We start from the raw sequence: 15253 nt of genomic DNA, 5'->3' as shown, positions 1-15253 counted from the left end.
CCGCCGCACCGTGGAGGCCATGCAGAACTCCGCGACGCCCACGCACTGCCCGTACTGCGCCCTGCAGTGCGGGATGAATCTGACGCCCGCCGCCGACGGCACCGTCGAGGTCACCGAGCGCGCGGACTTCCCCGTGAACCGGGGCGCGCTGTGCGGCAAGGGGCGGACGGCTCCCGAGGTGCTGTCCTCGCGGGTACGGCTGACCTCGCCGCTGGTGCGCGCCGGGGACGGGACGCTGGTGCCGGCGGGCTGGGACGAGGCACTGGGCCGGATCGCGGCGAACCTGACGCGGGTGCGGGCGGAGCACGGCGCGGACGCGGTCGGCGTGTTCGGCGGGGGCGGGCTGACCAACGAGAAGGCGTACACGCTGGGCAAGTTCGCCCGGGTGGTGCTGGGCACCTCGCAGATCGACTACAACGGGCGGTTCTGCATGTCGTCGGCGGCGGCGGCCGGCACCAAGGCGTTCGGGCTGGACCGGGGGCTGCCGTTCCCGCTGGAGGACATCCCGAAGACGGGCTGTGTCGTCCTCGTCGGCTCCAACCTGGCCGAGACCATGCCCCCGTCGCTGCGCTTCTTCAGCGAGCTGCGGGAGAACGGCGGCACGCTCATCGTCGTCGACCCGCGCCGCACGAAGACCGCCGAACAGGCCGACCTGCACCTCGCGCCCCGGCCGGGCACGGATCTGGCGCTGGCGCTCGGGCTGCTGCACCTGGTCGTCGCCGAGGGCCGGGTGGACGAGGAGTACGTGGCCGGGCGGACGGCAGGCTGGGAGGAGGCGCGGGCCGCGGCCATGGCGCACTGGCCGGAGTACGTGGAGCGGATCACCGGGGTGCCCGTGCCGCTGCTGCGGGAGACGGTGCGGATGTTCTGCGAGCCCGAGGCCGCGATGGTGCTCACCGCACGCGGGCCCGAGCAGCAGTCCAAGGGCACCGACACGGTCGGCGCGTGGATCAACCTGTGCCTGGCGACCGGCCGGGCCGGGCGGCCGTACTCCGGGTACGGCTGTCTGACCGGGCAGGGCAACGGACAGGGCGGGCGCGAACACGGGCAGAAGGCCGACCAGTTGCCCGGCTACCGCAAGCTCACCGACCCGGCGGCGCGGCGGCACGTCGCCGAGGTGTGGGGCGTCGACCCCGACTCGCTGCCGGGCCCGGGGCGCAGCGCGTACGAACTGCTCGACGCGCTGGGCACGGACATCAGGTCGCTGCTGCTGATGGGCTCCAACCCGGTGGTGTCGGCGCCCCGGGCCGCCCATGTCGAGGCCCGGCTGAGGTCGCTGGACTTCCTCGCCGTGTGCGACGTGGTGCTGTCGGAGACGGCGGCGCTCGCGGACGTCGTGCTGCCGGTGACCCAGTGGGCCGAGGAGACGGGGACCACGACCAGCCTGGAGGGCAGGGTCCTGCTGCGCCGGCGGGCGCTCACCCCGCCGGACGGTGTCCGCAGCGACCTGGAGGTGCTGCACGAACTCGCCGCCAGGCTGGGCGTGGAGAAGGGTTTCCCCACCGACCCCGAGGAGGTCTTCGAGGAACTGCGCCGCGCCAGCGCGGGCGGCCTCGCGGACTACTCCGGCATCACCTACCGGCGACTGGCGGAGGAGAACGGCGTGTTCTGGCCCTGCCCGGCGGAGGGCGGGACCCCGGGTGCGACGGCGGACGCGTCGCCGGGGGACGGGGGCGACCGTACGGACGCGCACCCCGGCACCCCCCGGCTCTTCCTCGACCGTTTCGCCACCGAGGACGGCCGGGCCCGCTTCGTCCCCGTCTCGCACCGCCCGGCCGCCGAGGAGCCCGACGACGAGTACCCGGTGCTGCTGACCACGGGCCGGGTGGTGGCGCAGTACCAGTCCGGGGCGCAGACCCGTCGGGTGGCGGAGCTGAACGCCGCCGCGCCCGGCCCGTTCGTCGAGCTGCACCCGAGGCTCGCGGCGCGACTGGGGGCGGCGGAGGGCGACCCGGTGGCCGTCGTGTCCCGGCGGGGCCGGGCCGTCGCCCCCGCCCGGATCACCACCGGCATCCGGCCGGACACCGTGTTCATGCCCTTCCACTGGCCGGGCGAGGGCCGCGCCAACACCCTCACCAACCCGGCGCTCGACCCGACCTCGCGGATGCCGGAGTTCAAGGTGTGCGCGGTCCGGCTGGAGACGGTGACCCCGTAAGCACGCTCACGCGGCGTACGGGCGGCGTTCCTTCGCCTCCCGCAGCGCCCGCCCCCACCACACCAGTTGGTCCAGCATCGTCTTCGCCGCCGCGTCCGGCGCCGAGGGGTCCTTGAGCCGGCCCGCGTCGTCGAAGGACCCGCCCGCGTTGTGGAAGGAGACGGTGTCGCGGACGGTGACGGCGTGCAGTTCGGCGAAGACCTGCCGGAGGTGCTCGGCGGCGCGCAGGCCGCCGGCCAGGCCGCCGTAGCCGACCAGGGCGACGGGCTTGGCCCGCCACTCGTGGTAGTGCCAGTCGATGAGGTTCTTCAGGCCCGCCGGGAACGAGTGGTTGTACTCGGGCGTGAGGACGACGAACGCGTCCGCGCCCGCCAGTTTCGGGGTGATGTCCGCGAGCGCGGCCCGCGCCTCGGGGGTGGGGGCCATGGTGGTGGGCAGGTCGGTGGCGGCCACGTCCACGACCTCGGGGTCGAGGCCGGGATGGGCCCGCAGATGATCGAGCAGCCAGTCGGCGACGACGGGGCCGAAGCGGCCGTGGCGGTTGCTGCCGACGACGAGGACGACGGAGAGCGGGGCGGTGTCGGTGTCGGTGCCGGTGCCGGTGCCGGTGCCGGTGCCGGTGCCCGTGCTGGCGCTGGTGCCGGTGCTGGTGCTGGTGTCGGTATCCATGCCGCACAGCCTCGACCCTCAACTTTGCTTGAGGTCAAGCGGTCGTCGTCCGGGGCGGCGGATCACCCGTTCACACCCGCGCCGGGCGCTCTTCGCAGGCTCCTCGGTGACGGGACGGTCGTACGCCGGTGACCTGCTGAAACGGCGTCGGGTACGGGCCCGGCGGGCGACGCCTGACACCCGTTCACCGCATTTCCGACGGGTCGCCGGGAAGCGGTCCGGGGCCGGTGGCACTTACCTCGGAGGGGCAGGGGTCACCGAGAAGCTCGAAGGAGCACCGATGCGACGTACCGCCCGCCTGCTGTCCGGTACCGCCCTCGCCGCGGCCACCGCCGGCCTCCTCGCCGCGGCGCCGGCGTACGCCGGAGAGGACGACGGGAGCGGGGGCCTCCAGATCTACCCCTCCGCGGTCGTGCCGGGCGGCCGGGCCGCCGCGGACACCGCCGCGTGCGGCGAGGACGGTACGGCGGCGGGCGACGCCAGCGCGGTCGGCGCGGGGTCGTTCACGCTGACGGCGAGCGGCCCCGAGGGCCGGGCGGCCGGGGAGTTCCGGGTGCCGCCGGGCGCGCAGCCGGGGACGTACGAGATCGTCGCCCGGTGCGCCGAGGGCGACCGGCGGGTCACCGGCGACCTGGTGGTGACGCTGACCTCGGCCGAGCGGGTGTATCCCCGCGGCAGCGTCAAGACGGGGGTCGGCGGCGCCCTGGGCCCCGATCCCGTGCAGACCGCGGCCGGCGTGGCGGCTCTCGCCGTCGCCGCCGCGGGCGGTACCTGGCTCCTGCATCGCCGGGCGAGAGGCGACGGGATGTGACGGGCACCCTCCGCTGCCCGCCTGCCGGTACCGCACTTCCCCACCCCCTCCGGGTCCGACCCCCCTCGCGGCCCGGAGGGGGCCGGGGGCTTCGAGGGTTTGGATGGAGAGGGGTCGCGCGATGCGCAGGGTCGGCAACACCGCCATAGCGGCCGTCACCGCGGCCGCCCTCTGCTCGGGGGCCTGGCTGCTGTGGGGCGCCGGGTCGGGCCCGCCGCAGCCCTCGGCCGCCGAGTCCCGCGCCGCCCACGCCCGCCAGGCCCCCGCGGCCCCCGCGGCCCCCGCGCTCCCGCCCTCCCCGCCCGACCGCGTGCGCATCCCCGCCCTCGGCGTGGACGCCCCGCTGACCGGCCTCGGCCTCACCCCGACGGGCAGCCTGGACGTACCGCCGCCCGAGAAGAAGAACCTCGCCGGCTGGTACGAGGCCGGCACCACCCCCGGCGAACGCGGCACCGCCATCGTCGCCGGGCACGTGGACAACGCCGAGGGCCCCGCCGTCTTCTACCGCCTCGGCGCCCTCAAGCGCGGCGCCACCATCGAGGTCGACCGCCGCGACGGCTCCCTCGCCGTCTTCACCGTCGACGCCGTCGAGGTCTACGACGCCCGCGCCTTCCCCGACGCCAAGGTCTACGGCACGGCCCCCCGCCCCGAACTCCGCGTCATCACCTGCGGCGGCGGCTGGTCCCACGACACGGGGTACCGGGGGAACGTGGTGGTGTTCGGGCATTTGACGTCCGTACGCTGACCGCTTCCCGGACCAGTGCGGTGTGGCCGCGCCGGCAGCAGGGACGACCGTACATCCGACCTGCTGGGGCAGCCGTACGCCGATGAGTTGCGGCGTGACCGGACGGATGCGGTGATCCACTTCGACGTCACCTGAGGGGCCGGTCAACGTGGGAGTGCATGCCGTGGCGATCGCCTCGGAGGCCAATGACTTCGGGCATGCGATCGAACTGGCGATCAACGTGCGCATCCCGCGCGGCTGGACCCGTACCCGGGCCGGGCACCACTGGATGGACCTCGGCCGGGCGCACGCCTGGGCGGACCACCCGGACAAGACACTGGACTGCCTTCACCAAGCCCGGCGCATCGCGGCTCAGCAGACCCGCTGTCACCCGACCGAGCGGGAAACGGTGTTGGCGCCGAGGCGGCGGGAGCGGGCGCGTAACGGCGCGTTGACGCAGTACGCGGAGTGGGTCGGGGTATAGCGGATCACGCACACCACCAGTTGCACTCCTCGGCGCGACTGCCGTTCCGCCACCGGTCGACAGGCTGACTTCTCACCAGGCCCCGCACCACGGGCGCCAGTGGCCGGCGGGCGAACCGCGCCCGTTGGCAACGGAGTTGATCGACGTGCTGACCAACGTGCATCGCAACTCGATCAGCCGCGGCGAGCGCCTGCCCGCACCGGCGTACGAGGACCTCGACGCGATCGACGATGCAGACGACCAACTGGACACCCCGTACCCCACGCAGCGCACCTGATCTGAACACCGCCATACGCGTCCCCCTCTCGCCGTACCCGCACCGAGGCCATACAGAAGTCCCACCAGGACTCACCTGAGGAGGCTTCGCATCACTTCTGCGAAGTCATTGAGGCCGCGAATCCAGCCCCGGTTCGGAGGGCCCTACGCCATTCGACTGCCATCTTGCTCCTGGAGCAGGGCGTCGATCTCGCAGTGATCAAGGGACGACGCCCTCGGGGGCGGTAGCGCCCCATCCGCTGGTTAGCGCGACAGCCGCCAGCACTGGAGCCCCGACCGGGACACCTCGGTCGGGGCTCCTTCGTCCCCTGGCGTTGCCGTCACCTCTGCCGTCACACCGGTTCCCGGCGGCGCCATGCATTCTTCAGACTACGGTCGGTTGAAGGTCTCGACCTTAGTGCGGTACTTCAGCCCTCCCGGGACTTCGGCGAAGATCTCAACAATGAAGTCCGGAAGGGCCCCCGCCGAGGGATTTCCATCAAGTCCACGACCACCGGGCTCCGCTTGCCAATCCACCAGGTGGACGATCGCGGCATACCTACCATTGTCGAGCCGAATCTTCACTTTCTCTCCGCCGGCGTAATTTCCTACGGATTCGAGTCCGCCGAGTTCCAGCACCCCGTCCGAGACGAGGAGATAAGGATCGGAAGAGACAAGAAGATAGGACCGCTCTCGTTGGCTCAGATTACCCGGAGCCTCCACGCCACGTACGGCAACCTGGAATGCCCCGTTACCTCCGATATTGATCGGCACGAAGGCACCAAACGAGATCTGGCGTTCAAGGGCAGAGTCTTCCGCTACCTCGTTCTCCCACTGATTCAGCTCGTTGACGTGGTCGAATGCGCTCGCGCGCCATACGCCAAACAGGCCAGCACTGGTCGCCACAGCGTGAGAGACGTCCAAGTCACGCAACTGCACGGCTCTGCCCCACCTAACATGTTCTGACTGTGATCGAGATGCTGCACACCAAGTCGCCTGGTTGCAGTCCTTGCTTCTGTCAGTTCACCGAACTATCAAGTGGCCACATATTGTTGACATCATCAGGCCCGCCGAGTTGCAGGTCGATCTTATGATCGATGTCAGTTCCGGGCACCGTCCGATTTCCAGCTCGCGCCAGACATCAGCAGCGCTTCCCGAACGCTGGACCTTTGTCACAATGAGCTGCGGAGCGGCATTCAGAGCGGCGACCTTTTCGTCGGCCGCCGCAATCTGCTCCGGCGACCAGTCGGGCTTGTAAGTCGGCTCAAGTTTCGCCCCGTTGCAGTTGTGGACCAGGACCGGAGTGGCCCCCGCCAACACATAGTACGTATGGGTCGCGCTGACGGTGAGGTTGTGGACCCGCGGGCGACGCCGAAGGAGTCCAGGCGGCGGCGCCGGGTGGAGCCGTCGCCGGAGGCGATGGCGAGCTGGGCCGTGCCCTGGCGGGTCACCGGCGAGGTAGGTGACGCCGTCGGTGGTGCGCTGGGCGATGGTCTGACCGCACTCGTACGTGCCGCCCAGTTCCGGTTCGGCCGTCTTCGACACCGTGTACCGCGTCAGCGTGGGCCGGTACATCTCGTCCAGTACCGGCTGTAGCACGGAGCTGTGGACGGCGCCGTTGCGGTAGGTGTACTCGCCGTACAGTTCGCCCTTGGCGACGGTGTCGTACTTGGTCACGGACAGGCGGGTGCCGGTGTCGGCGTCGCCCTGCCAGGTGCCGGTGGTCCGGCCGAGTTCGTCGTAGGTCGTGGTGACCGTGTTGTGGCGGACGTCGGTGATGGTGGTGGTCGGGGTCTGTCCCTCGGGCGGGTCGACGTGGACGCGGTCGCCGCCGTAGGAGTAGGTGGTGCGGTTCTCCTCCGTGCCGCCGACCTTGAAGATGCTGGCGGTGGGACGGCCGGCACCGTCGTACTCGGTCACCGTCTGGGCGTCGACGTCCGAGTTGACGGGGACGAACAGGCTCGTGCCGGGGGCCCCGGTGGTGTAGTAGGTGTCGTTCGTCTTCACCACGCGACCGGAGCCGTCGTACAGGGTGTCGGCGATGAGCCGGCCGCCGTCGGGACCCTCGGTCTGGATCTGGCGGGGACGCAGGAGTCCGTCGTAGAGCTGGTACTCGCTGCCGTAGGTGGTGCCGCTGCTCTCCGGTTTCTCCGTGCGCACCCAGGACGGGCCGCCGGTGCGGATGCGGTAGCTGTACTTGATCGACGCGGTGGCGCCGGCGCTGCGGAAGGTTTCCAGCGCCCTGCCTCAAGCCCCCCACTGCTCCCACGCCAGATTCACCACCAGCGCGAACACCACCGTCAGCAGCACCACCCGGACGAAACCGCTGCCCCGCTTCAGCGCGGTACGGGCGCCCAGGGTGCCGCCCGCGAGGTTGAAGACGGCCATCAGGGCGGCGAGTTGCCACAGGACCGCGTCCTGCCAGGCGAACATGGCGAGGGCGCCCGCGTTGGTGCAGCAGTTGACGATCTTGGCGGTGGCGGAGGCGGTCACCAGGTCGAGGTGGAGGACCGCCGTGAGGGCGAGGACGAGGAAGGTGCCGGTGCCGGGGCCGATCAGGCCGTCGTAGAACCCGATGCCCAGGCCGGCCAGGCCGATGGCGGCGAGGACGCGGCGGCGGGTGACCGGACCCGGCGCGGGGGCCGTGCCGAAGGCGGGGCGGAGGATGACGAAGGCCCCGACGGCGAGGAGGACGACCATGATGACCGGCTTGAGGACCTCCGTGCTCATCCCCGCCGCGAGGAACGCCCCCGCCGAGGAGCCGGCGAGCGCGGCCAGGCCGATGCGGACGGCGGTGCGGACGTCGACCGGGGCCCTGCGGGCGTAGGTGACGGCCGCGCCGGTGGTGCCGACGATGGCGACCGCCTTGTTGGTGCCGAGGGCGTGCGCGGCCGGGGTGCCGGCGGGCAGGCCGAGCAGGAGGGCCGGCAGCAGCAGGAGCCCGCCGCCGCCGACCACGGCGTCGATCCAGCCGGCGGCGAGGGCCGCGACGCAGAGCAGGGCGAGGGTGGTCGGTGCGATGTCGAGCATGATCATGACGATAGGCGGCGAGGTCGCGACCACGTCGACCCCCCTCCCCCACGCTCGCGGAGCCGCCCTCACACCGCCCCCTCCCCCACGCTCGCGGAGCCGCCCTCACACCGCCCCCTCCCCCACCGGCGATCCCCCTCACACCCGCCCCCCACCCCCGCTGAGCGCAGCGTTCCCCCCGGGAAACAGGTGTGATGCGGTCGGGTAACACCCGCACCGCACGCTCGGTGGCATGACCTCGAATACGCGTGTGGTGGTGATCGGCGCCGGTCTCGCGGGCGTGGCACTCGCCCGGAGGCTGGGTGAGCTGGGCACGCCCGCGCTGCTGATCGGCGAGGAGGAGCACCGCCCGTACAACCGGGTGCTGCTCGCCGAGGTGCTCGCCGGGCGGTACCGCCCCGAGGTGATCGCGCTGCCCGCGCCCGCCGGGCTGGTCCGCGGCCGGGTCACCGGCGTCGACCCGGACGCGCGGACCGTCACCTGCGCCGACGGCCAGGTGATCGGGTACGGGACGCTGGTGCTGGCGACCGGCTCCAACGCCGTACTGCCGCCCCTGCGCGGCCTGTTCACCCCGGACCGGCAACTGCCGCGGGGCGTTCACGCGTTCCGCACCATGGACGACTGCCTCGGCCTGTCCGAGGCGGTGCGGCCAGGGGCCCGCGCGGTCGTCATCGGCGGCGGGCTGCTCGGGGTCTCCGCGGCCCGCGCGCTGGCGGTGCGCGGCGCGCAGGTCGTCCTCGCCCAGCAGTCGGAGCGGCTGATGGAGCGTCAGCTCGACCCGGCCGCCTCCAAGCTGGTGCGCCGGCACCTGACCGACCTGGGCGTCGAGGTGCACACCGAGTGCCGGGTACGGGACGTGCGCTGCGTCGGCGGCGCGGTCCGCTCGGTCGAGCTGGCCGACGGCTACGCCCTCGACGCCGACCTGGTCGTCCTGGCGTGCGGGGTCAGCCCCCGGGTGGGGCTGGCGCGGGACGCCGGGCTCGCCGTGCACAAGGGCGTCGTCGTCGACGACGAACTGCGCACCTCCGACCCGTACATCCGGGCGATCGGCGACTGCGCGCAGCACGCCGGCACGCTGTACGGGCTCGCCGCCCCCGCGCTGGAGCAGGCCGATGCCCTCGCCCGCTCCCTCGCCGGACACCCGGGCGCCCGCTACACCGGCACCCGCTCGCTGACCCGGCTCACCCTGACCGGGCCGGACAGCCCCTTCGACCTCGCCGCGTTCGGCGAGACGGAGGCCCTCCCCGGGGACGACGTCGTGCAGCTCGCCGACGCCACCCGGGGCACGTACCGCAAGGTCGTCGTCCGCGACGACCGCCTGGTCGGCGGGGTCCTCGTCGGCGAACTCGGCACCGTCGGCGCGCTCGCCCGCGCCTGGGAGGGAGCAGAGCCGCTCCCCGACGACGGCCCGCTGCTCCACTTGCTCACCCATGACGGAGGCTCCTGATGTCCACGGACGAACCGACCATCGTGCTCGTCGGCCACGGCATGGTCGGCCAGCGCTTCCTCGAAGCGCTCGCCGAGCGCGGCCTGACCGCCACGCACCGCGTGGTCGTGCTGTGCGAGGAGCCGCGCCCCGCCTACGACCGGGTCCAGCTCACCTCGTACTTCTCGGGGAAGACCCCCGAGGACCTGTCGATGACGGACCTCGCGTTCATCGCGGAGCACGGCATCGAGCTGCACGTCGGCGACCCGGCCGAGACGGTGGACCGGGAGGCGCGGACGGTCACCGCGCGGTCCGGGCTGGTCGTCGCGTACGACACGCTCGTGCTGGCCACCGGGTCCTACCCGTTCGTCCCGCCGGTCCCCGGCAAGGACGCCACCGGCTGCTTCGTGTACCGCACCATCGAGGACCTGCTCGCCATCGAGGAGTACGCGAGGACCGCGACGACCGGCGCGGTGGTGGGCGGCGGGCTGCTCGGCCTGGAGGCTGCGGGCGCGCTGAAGGGACTCGGACTCACCTCGCACATCGTGGAGTTCGCGCCCCGGCTGATGCCCGTCCAGGTGGACGAGGGCGGCGGCGCGGCGCTGCTGCGCACCATCGAGGAGATGGGCCTGTCGGTGCACACGGGCGTCGGCACCCAGGAGATCGTGGTCGACGAACACGGCGCCGTCAGCGGCATGAAGCTGTCCGACGGTTCCGAACTCGCCACCGACCTGGTGGTGTTCAGCGCGGGTGTCCGCCCCCGCGACCAGCTCGCCCGGGACTGCGGGCTGGCGGTCGGCGAGCGCGGCGGCATCGCGGTCGACGAGCAGTGCCGTACGGTCACCGACCCGCACGTCTTCGCCATCGGCGAGTGCGCGCTGGCGGCCGACGGCCGGGTGTACGGCCTGGTCGCGCCGGGATACGAGCAGGCCCAGACCGCGGCGGCCACCATCGCCTCCGACGAGGCGTCGTTCACCGGCGCCGACCTGTCCACCAAGCTGAAGCTGCTCGGCGTGGACGTGGCGTCCTTCGGCGACGCGCACGGCACCACCGAGGACTGCCTGGACGTCGTCTACTCCGACTCCCGCGCGGGCCTGTACAAGAAGCTGGTCATCGGCCGCGACGGCACCCTGCTCGGCGGCATCCTGGTCGGCGACGCGGAGGCGTACGGCACACTGCGCGCGTTCACCGGGTCGGTCCCGCCGGTCTCCCCCGAGTCGCTCGTGCTGCCGGCCGGCGCCGGGGCGCCCGCCCAGTTGGGGCCCGCCGCCCTCCCCGACGACGCGATCGTCTGCTCCTGCCACAACGTGTCCAAGGGCACCATCCGCGGCGCGGTGACCGAGCACTCCTGCACCACCGTGCCCGAGGTGAAGAAGTGCACCAAGGCCGGCACCGGCTGCGGCTCCTGCGTCAAGGTGCTCGGCCAGTTGGTCACCGCCGAACTGGAGGCGAGCGGCGTCGAGGTCGACAAGGGCCTGTGCGGCTGCTTCGGCCGGACCCGCGAGGAGTTGTACGAGATCGTCCTCGCGCTGCGCATCACCTCGTACCAGGACCTGCTCGACCGGTACGGCCGCGAGGAGGCCCGGGGCGGCGACGGCTGCGAGATCTGCAAGCCGACGGTCGGTTCGATCATCGCCTCCCTCGCCCCGGCCATCGGCGCCAGCGGTTACGTCCTGGACGGCGAGCAGGCCGCGCTCCAGGACACCAACGACCACTTCCTGGCCAACCTCCAGAAGAACGGCTCGTACTCGGTCGTCCCGCGCATCCCCGGCGGCGAGATCGCCCCGGAGAAACTCATCGTCATCGGCGAGATCGCCCGCGACTTCGGGCTCTACACGAAGATCACCGGCGGTCAGCGCATCGACATGTTCGGCGCGCGGGTGGAGCAACTGCCGTCGATCTGGGCCCGGCTGGTTGACGCCGGCTTCGAGTCCGGGCACGCGTACGGCAAGTCCCTGCGGACGGTGAAGTCCTGCGTGGGGCAGACCTGGTGCCGTTACGGCGTGCAGGACTCGGTGCGCATGGCGATCGACCTGGAGCTGCGCTACCGGGGGCTCAGGTCCCCGCACAAGCTGAAGTCGGCGGTGTCCGGCTGCGCCCGCGAGTGCGCCGAGGCCCAGTCGAAGGACTTCGGCGTCATCGCCACCGCGAGCGGCTGGAACCTCTACGTCGGCGGCAACGGCGGCGCCACCCCGCGCCACGCGGACCTGCTGGCCCAGGACCTGTCCGACGCGGAGCTGATCCGCCTGATCGACCGGTTCCTGATGTTCTACATCCGTACCGCCGACCGCCTGGAGCGCACCTCCACCTGGCTGGAGCGCGTCCCCGGCGGGCTGGAGCACGTACGGGACGTGGTGGTGCACGACTCGCTCGGCATCTGCGACGAGCTGGAGGCCCTGATGGCCGCTCATGTCGCCGGCTACCGCGACGAGTGGGCCGAGACCATCACCGACCCCGAGAAGCTCGCCCGGTTCGTGTCCTTCGTCAACGCCCCCGACACCCCGGACCCGCTGGTGAGCTTCGTGCCCGAACGCGACCAGATGAAGCCCGATCTGCCGCTGCTGGCCATCGGCCGCCGTCCCCTGGAAGGAAGCACCCAGCGATGACCCTGGCACCCGAGACGACCGACCTGAAGGTCCGGCTCCGGCTGGCCGACGACTGGCTCCCGGTCTGCGAGCTGAGCACCCTCCTGCCCGGCCGCGGGGTGGCGGCCCTGCTGCCCGACGGCAGCCAGGCGGCCCTCTTCCGCGACCGCACGGGCGCGCTGTACGCCATCGACAACCGCGACCCGTTCACCGGCGCGGCGGTCCTCTCCCGCGGCCTGACCGGCTCCCACCGGGGCCGCCCGTTCGTCGCCTCGCCCCTGCTCAAGCAGCGCTTCGACCTGTCCACGGGCGAGTGCCTGGACGACGAGTCGGTCCGGGTGACGGCGTACGAGGTGAAGGCGGCGTGACGCACCGCCCGCGAGGCGGGACGGCGGCCCCGCCCGGGTGGGGCCGGCGGGACGCGCCGCCCGCGGGGCGGGGACGGCGCCCCGGCTCCGCGGAGGTGTACGCGGGCGCTTAAGGAGACGTCCACGGGCCGTCCACCCCGCTCCCCTAGGGTCCGTGACCGCGCGACCCCGTCACCGTCCGGCGGCGGGGCGGTCACGAACACCTCTGGAGCGAGAGTGGAACGTCGTACCCTCCTGCGCGCGGTCGCCCTCGGCGGCACCTCCGCCGCCCTGGGCGGCACCCTGTGGCGCGGTGCCGCCCACGCCGCGCCCGCCCGGCCCGGCGCCGGCCCCTACGGCGCGCTGGGCTCGCCCGACGCCAACGGCATCAGGCTCCCGTCCGGCTTCACCAGCCGGGTCGTCGCCCGTTCCGGCCAGACGGTGCCCGGCACGTCGTACACCTGGCACAGCGCCCCGGACGGCGGGGCCTGTTACGCCGACGGCACGGGCTGGATCTATGTGTCGAACTCGGAGATCAACCCCTCCGGGGGCGCGAGCGCGGTGCGGTTCTCGGCGACGGGCGCGATCACGTCGGCGTACCGCATCCTGTCCGGCACCCGCACCAACTGCGCGGGCGGGAAGACCCCGTGGAACACCTGGCTGTCCTGCGAGGAGGTCGACCGGGGGTACGTGTACGAGACCGATCCGTGGGGCGCGAAGGCGGCCGTCCGCCGGGACGCGATGGGCCGCTTCAAGCACGAGGCGGCGGCGGCCGACCCGGTCCGCGGGGTGATCTACCTGACGGAGGACGTGACGGACGGCTGCTTCTACCGTTTCCGGCCGGCGACCTGGGGCGACCTGTCCTCCGGCACCCTGGAGGTGCTGGTCGCGGGGACGGCCACCAGCGGTCCGGTGACCTGGTCCCGCGTCCCCGACCCGACCGGCGCCACGGCCACCCGCAACCAGGTCCCGGGCGCCAAGCGGTTCAACGGCGGCGAGGGCTGCCATTACGCCGACGGCACCTGCTGGTTCACCACCAAGGGCGACAACCGGGTGTGGCAGTACAACGCCGCCGCCCAGACCCTCGAACTCGCCTACGACGACTCCCTGGTGACCTCGGGCACGGCCCCGCTCACCGGCGTGGACAACGTCACCGGGTCCGCCTCGGGCGACCTGTTCGTCGCCGAGGACGGCGGCAACATGGAGATCTGCGTGATCACCCCGGACGACGTGATCGCCCCCTTCCTGCGCGTCGAGGGCCAGTCGGCGTCGGAGATCACCGGCCCGGCCTTCTCCCCCGACGGCACCCGGCTGTACTTCTCCAGCCAGCGGGGGACGAGCGGGAGTTCCTCGGGCGGGATCACGTACGAGGTGCGGGGCCCGTTCCGGTCGTAGCGACACGGATGCGTCACGGAACCATCACACCGCCTCCATAAATGTGCGATCGCGCCGTACGGTCGTCCCCTCGGCGGCGGCGCCTACTACCGCAACTGCGACGCCGCCCGCGCCGCGGGCGCCGCCCCGGTGCACGCGGGCGACCCCGGCTACGGGCGCCACCTGGACCGCGACGGCGACGGGGTCGGCTGCGAGTGACCCCTACAGCCGGGCTCCCGTCGGCAGGGTCAGGATCTCGGCTCCGTCCTCCGTGATGGCGATGGTGTGTTCGCTGTGCGCCGTGCGGCAGCCGGTCGCGCTGCGCAGTGTCCAGCCGTCGGCGTCGGTGACCAGCCGCGCGGTGTCGGCCATGACCCACGGCTCCAGGGCGAGCAGCAGGCCGGGACGCAGGGGGTAGCCCCGGCCGGGGCGCCCACTGTTGGGGACGTGCGGGTCCTGGTGCATCGTGGAGCCGATGCCGTGGCCGCCGAACTCGGTGTTGACCCGGTACCCGGCCTCGCCGAGGACCGTGCCGATGGCGTGGGAGAGGTCGCCGATGCGGGCGCCGGGCCGGGCGGCGGCGATCCCGGCGGCCAGCGCGCGCTCGGTCGCCTCGATCAGCGCGACGCTCTCCGGGGGGCGGGTGTGGCCCACGATGAAGCTGATCGCGGCGTCGGCGGCGACCCCGCCCTTGGAGACCGCGAGGTCGAGGGTGAGCAGGTCGCCGTCGGCGAGCACGTGGTCGCGCGGACGGCCGTGCAGCACGGCGTCGTTGACGGCCGTGCAGATGTAGTGGCCGAAGGGGCCGCGGCCGAAGGACGGCGCGTAGTCGACGTAGCAGGAGTCGGCGCCCGCCTCGGCGATCATCTCCTTGGCCCAGCGGTCGATGTCCAGCAGGTTCACGCCGACCGCGCTGCGGCCCTTCAGGGTGTGCAGGATGTCGGCGACCAGGGCGCCGGTGACTCTGGCCCGCTCCAGCAGGGTGGGATTCAGGATCTCGATCATGCGGCGTCCTTCACGTGCGACCAGGCGGCCAATAACTATACCGGCCATACTATACCGGTACTAGAATCGGTCCCATGGTCAGGTTGCCGCTCACGCCCGCAGAGGTCGCCCGTGGTCAGCGCCTCGGCGCCCTGCTCCGTCGGGCCAGGGGCGAGCGCTCGATGCTGGAGATCGCGCTCGCCGCACAGGTCTCCCCGGAGACCCTCCGCAAGATCGAGTCGGGCCGCGTGGCCACCCCCGCCTTCCCGACCATCGCGGCGATCACCGACGTCCTCGGCCTCTCCCTCGACGCGGTCTGGACGGAGATCAGCCGACCGGACGAGGAGACGGAGGCGGCGGAGGCCGGCCCCCGGGCCGGGGAGCGGCTGGCCTCGTAGAGGCCGGGGAG

General features: G+C 72.6%; 15 protein-coding genes and 1 pseudogene. 11 read left to right on the top strand and 5 right to left on the bottom strand.

What is annotated here, in order from left to right; translation table 11 throughout:
- Positions 1-19: 19 nt before the first annotated feature.
- On the top strand, positions 20-2155 hold the full coding sequence (locus ACFY32_RS01510) for a molybdopterin oxidoreductase family protein (protein WP_359191499.1): 2136 nt from the start codon (positions 20-22) through the stop codon (positions 2153-2155).
- A gap of 6 nt (positions 2156-2161) precedes the next feature.
- On the opposite strand, the gene ACFY32_RS01505 is transcribed toward ACFY32_RS01510, so the two are convergent.
- Positions 2162-2824 carry an NADPH-dependent FMN reductase gene (locus tag ACFY32_RS01505; RefSeq protein ID WP_390673138.1) on the bottom strand — a complete coding sequence of 221 codons (663 nt, stop codon included), beginning with the start codon at positions 2822-2824 and terminating at the stop codon, positions 2162-2164.
- A gap of 280 nt (positions 2825-3104) precedes the next feature.
- On the opposite strand from ACFY32_RS01505, the gene ACFY32_RS01500 reads away from it, so the two are divergent.
- The 4 genes from ACFY32_RS01500 to ACFY32_RS01485 all read left to right on the top strand — a co-directional run bounded on the left by ACFY32_RS01500 (position 3105) and on the right by ACFY32_RS01485 (position 5120).
- Entirely contained in the window at positions 3105-3635 is a 531-nt protein-coding gene (locus ACFY32_RS01500; protein WP_390673137.1) for a hypothetical protein, read from the top strand.
- 121 nt (positions 3636-3756) lie between these two features.
- Positions 3757-4380, top strand: a complete 624-nt coding sequence (locus ACFY32_RS01495; protein WP_390673136.1) for a class F sortase — start codon at positions 3757-3759, stop codon at positions 4378-4380.
- 163 nt (positions 4381-4543) lie between these two features.
- Positions 4544-4843: a hypothetical protein gene (locus tag ACFY32_RS01490; RefSeq protein ID WP_359191511.1), complete on the top strand. Its 300-nt coding sequence runs from the start codon at positions 4544-4546 to the stop codon at positions 4841-4843.
- Positions 4844-4988: 145 nt separating this feature from the next.
- Positions 4989-5120: a hypothetical protein gene (locus ACFY32_RS01485; protein WP_390673135.1), complete on the top strand. Its 132-nt coding sequence runs from the start codon at positions 4989-4991 to the stop codon at positions 5118-5120.
- A gap of 368 nt (positions 5121-5488) precedes the next feature.
- On the opposite strand, the gene ACFY32_RS01480 is transcribed toward ACFY32_RS01485, so the two are convergent.
- The 3 genes from ACFY32_RS01480 to ACFY32_RS01470 form a co-directional block, all read right to left on the bottom strand.
- Positions 5489-6037, bottom strand: a complete 549-nt coding sequence (locus tag ACFY32_RS01480; protein ID WP_390673134.1) for a hypothetical protein — start codon at positions 6035-6037, stop codon at positions 5489-5491.
- Positions 6038-6121: 84 nt separating this feature from the next.
- On the bottom strand, positions 6122-7258 hold the full coding sequence (locus tag ACFY32_RS01475) for a hypothetical protein (protein ID WP_359191519.1): 1137 nt from the start codon (positions 7256-7258) through the stop codon (positions 6122-6124).
- An 87-nt stretch (positions 7259-7345) separates the two neighbouring features.
- Positions 7346-8128 carry a TSUP family transporter gene (locus ACFY32_RS01470; RefSeq protein ID WP_359191522.1) on the bottom strand — a complete coding sequence of 261 codons (783 nt, stop codon included), beginning with the start codon at positions 8126-8128 and terminating at the stop codon, positions 7346-7348.
- A 232-nt stretch (positions 8129-8360) separates the two neighbouring features.
- On the opposite strand from ACFY32_RS01470, the gene ACFY32_RS01465 reads away from it, so the two are divergent.
- From ACFY32_RS01465 to ACFY32_RS01445, 5 genes and pseudogenes are all read left to right on the top strand, one after another.
- Positions 8361-9575, top strand: coding sequence for an FAD-dependent oxidoreductase (locus tag ACFY32_RS01465; RefSeq protein ID WP_359191525.1), 1215 nt, complete (start codon positions 8361-8363; stop codon positions 9573-9575).
- Positions 9575-12160: a nitrite reductase large subunit NirB gene (gene nirB / locus ACFY32_RS01460; RefSeq protein ID WP_359191531.1), complete on the top strand. Its 2586-nt coding sequence runs from the start codon at positions 9575-9577 to the stop codon at positions 12158-12160. Before ACFY32_RS01465 ends, nirB begins: the two co-directional genes overlap by 1 nt.
- Positions 12157-12507 carry a nitrite reductase small subunit NirD gene (gene nirD / locus ACFY32_RS01455; protein ID WP_359191533.1) on the top strand — a complete coding sequence of 117 codons (351 nt, stop codon included), beginning with the start codon at positions 12157-12159 and terminating at the stop codon, positions 12505-12507. Before nirB ends, nirD begins: the two co-directional genes overlap by 4 nt.
- A 216-nt stretch (positions 12508-12723) precedes the next feature.
- Positions 12724-13881: an alkaline phosphatase PhoX gene (locus tag ACFY32_RS01450; RefSeq protein WP_359191536.1), complete on the top strand. Its 1158-nt coding sequence runs from the start codon at positions 12724-12726 to the stop codon at positions 13879-13881.
- A gap of 72 nt (positions 13882-13953) precedes the next feature.
- Positions 13954-14079: pseudogene (locus tag ACFY32_RS01445) on the top strand (excalibur calcium-binding domain-containing protein); the annotation flags it as partial.
- A gap of 3 nt (positions 14080-14082) precedes the next feature.
- Here the strand turns inward: ACFY32_RS01445 and map are convergent.
- Positions 14083-14865, bottom strand: a complete 783-nt coding sequence (gene map / locus ACFY32_RS01440) for a type I methionyl aminopeptidase (protein ID WP_390673133.1) — start codon at positions 14863-14865, stop codon at positions 14083-14085.
- 74 nt (positions 14866-14939) lie between these two features.
- On the opposite strand from map, the gene ACFY32_RS01435 reads away from it, so the two are divergent.
- Positions 14940-15242, top strand: a complete 303-nt coding sequence (locus tag ACFY32_RS01435) for a helix-turn-helix transcriptional regulator (RefSeq protein WP_359191543.1) — start codon at positions 14940-14942, stop codon at positions 15240-15242.
- The last annotated feature ends 11 nt before the right edge of the window (positions 15243-15253 follow it).

Source organism: Streptomyces sp. NPDC000134, from assembly GCF_042899225.1.
Lineage (GTDB): Bacteria > Actinomycetota > Actinomycetes > Streptomycetales > Streptomycetaceae > Streptomyces.
The sequence above is the reverse complement of the archived record's forward strand: the minus strand, read 5'-3'. Positions and strand labels throughout refer to the sequence as shown.

Coding starts and splice junctions, on each gene's coding strand:
- ACFY32_RS01510 (WP_359191499.1), top strand. CDS start 20: ATGCAGAACTCCGCGACGCCCACGCACTGCCCGTACTGCGCCCTGCAG.
- ACFY32_RS01505 (WP_390673138.1), bottom strand. CDS start 2,824: ATGGATACCGACACCAGCACCAGCACCGGCACCAGCGCCAGCACGGGC.
- ACFY32_RS01500 (WP_390673137.1), top strand. CDS start 3,105: ATGCGACGTACCGCCCGCCTGCTGTCCGGTACCGCCCTCGCCGCGGCC.
- ACFY32_RS01495 (WP_390673136.1), top strand. CDS start 3,757: ATGCGCAGGGTCGGCAACACCGCCATAGCGGCCGTCACCGCGGCCGCC.
- ACFY32_RS01470 (WP_359191522.1), bottom strand. CDS start 8,128: ATGCTCGACATCGCACCGACCACCCTCGCCCTGCTCTGCGTCGCGGCC.
- ACFY32_RS01465 (WP_359191525.1), top strand. CDS start 8,361: ATGACCTCGAATACGCGTGTGGTGGTGATCGGCGCCGGTCTCGCGGGC.
- nirB (WP_359191531.1), top strand. CDS start 9,575: ATGTCCACGGACGAACCGACCATCGTGCTCGTCGGCCACGGCATGGTC.
- nirD (WP_359191533.1), top strand. CDS start 12,157: ATGACCCTGGCACCCGAGACGACCGACCTGAAGGTCCGGCTCCGGCTG.
- map (WP_390673133.1), bottom strand. CDS start 14,865: ATGATCGAGATCCTGAATCCCACCCTGCTGGAGCGGGCCAGAGTCACC.
- ACFY32_RS01435 (WP_359191543.1), top strand. CDS start 14,940: ATGGTCAGGTTGCCGCTCACGCCCGCAGAGGTCGCCCGTGGTCAGCGC.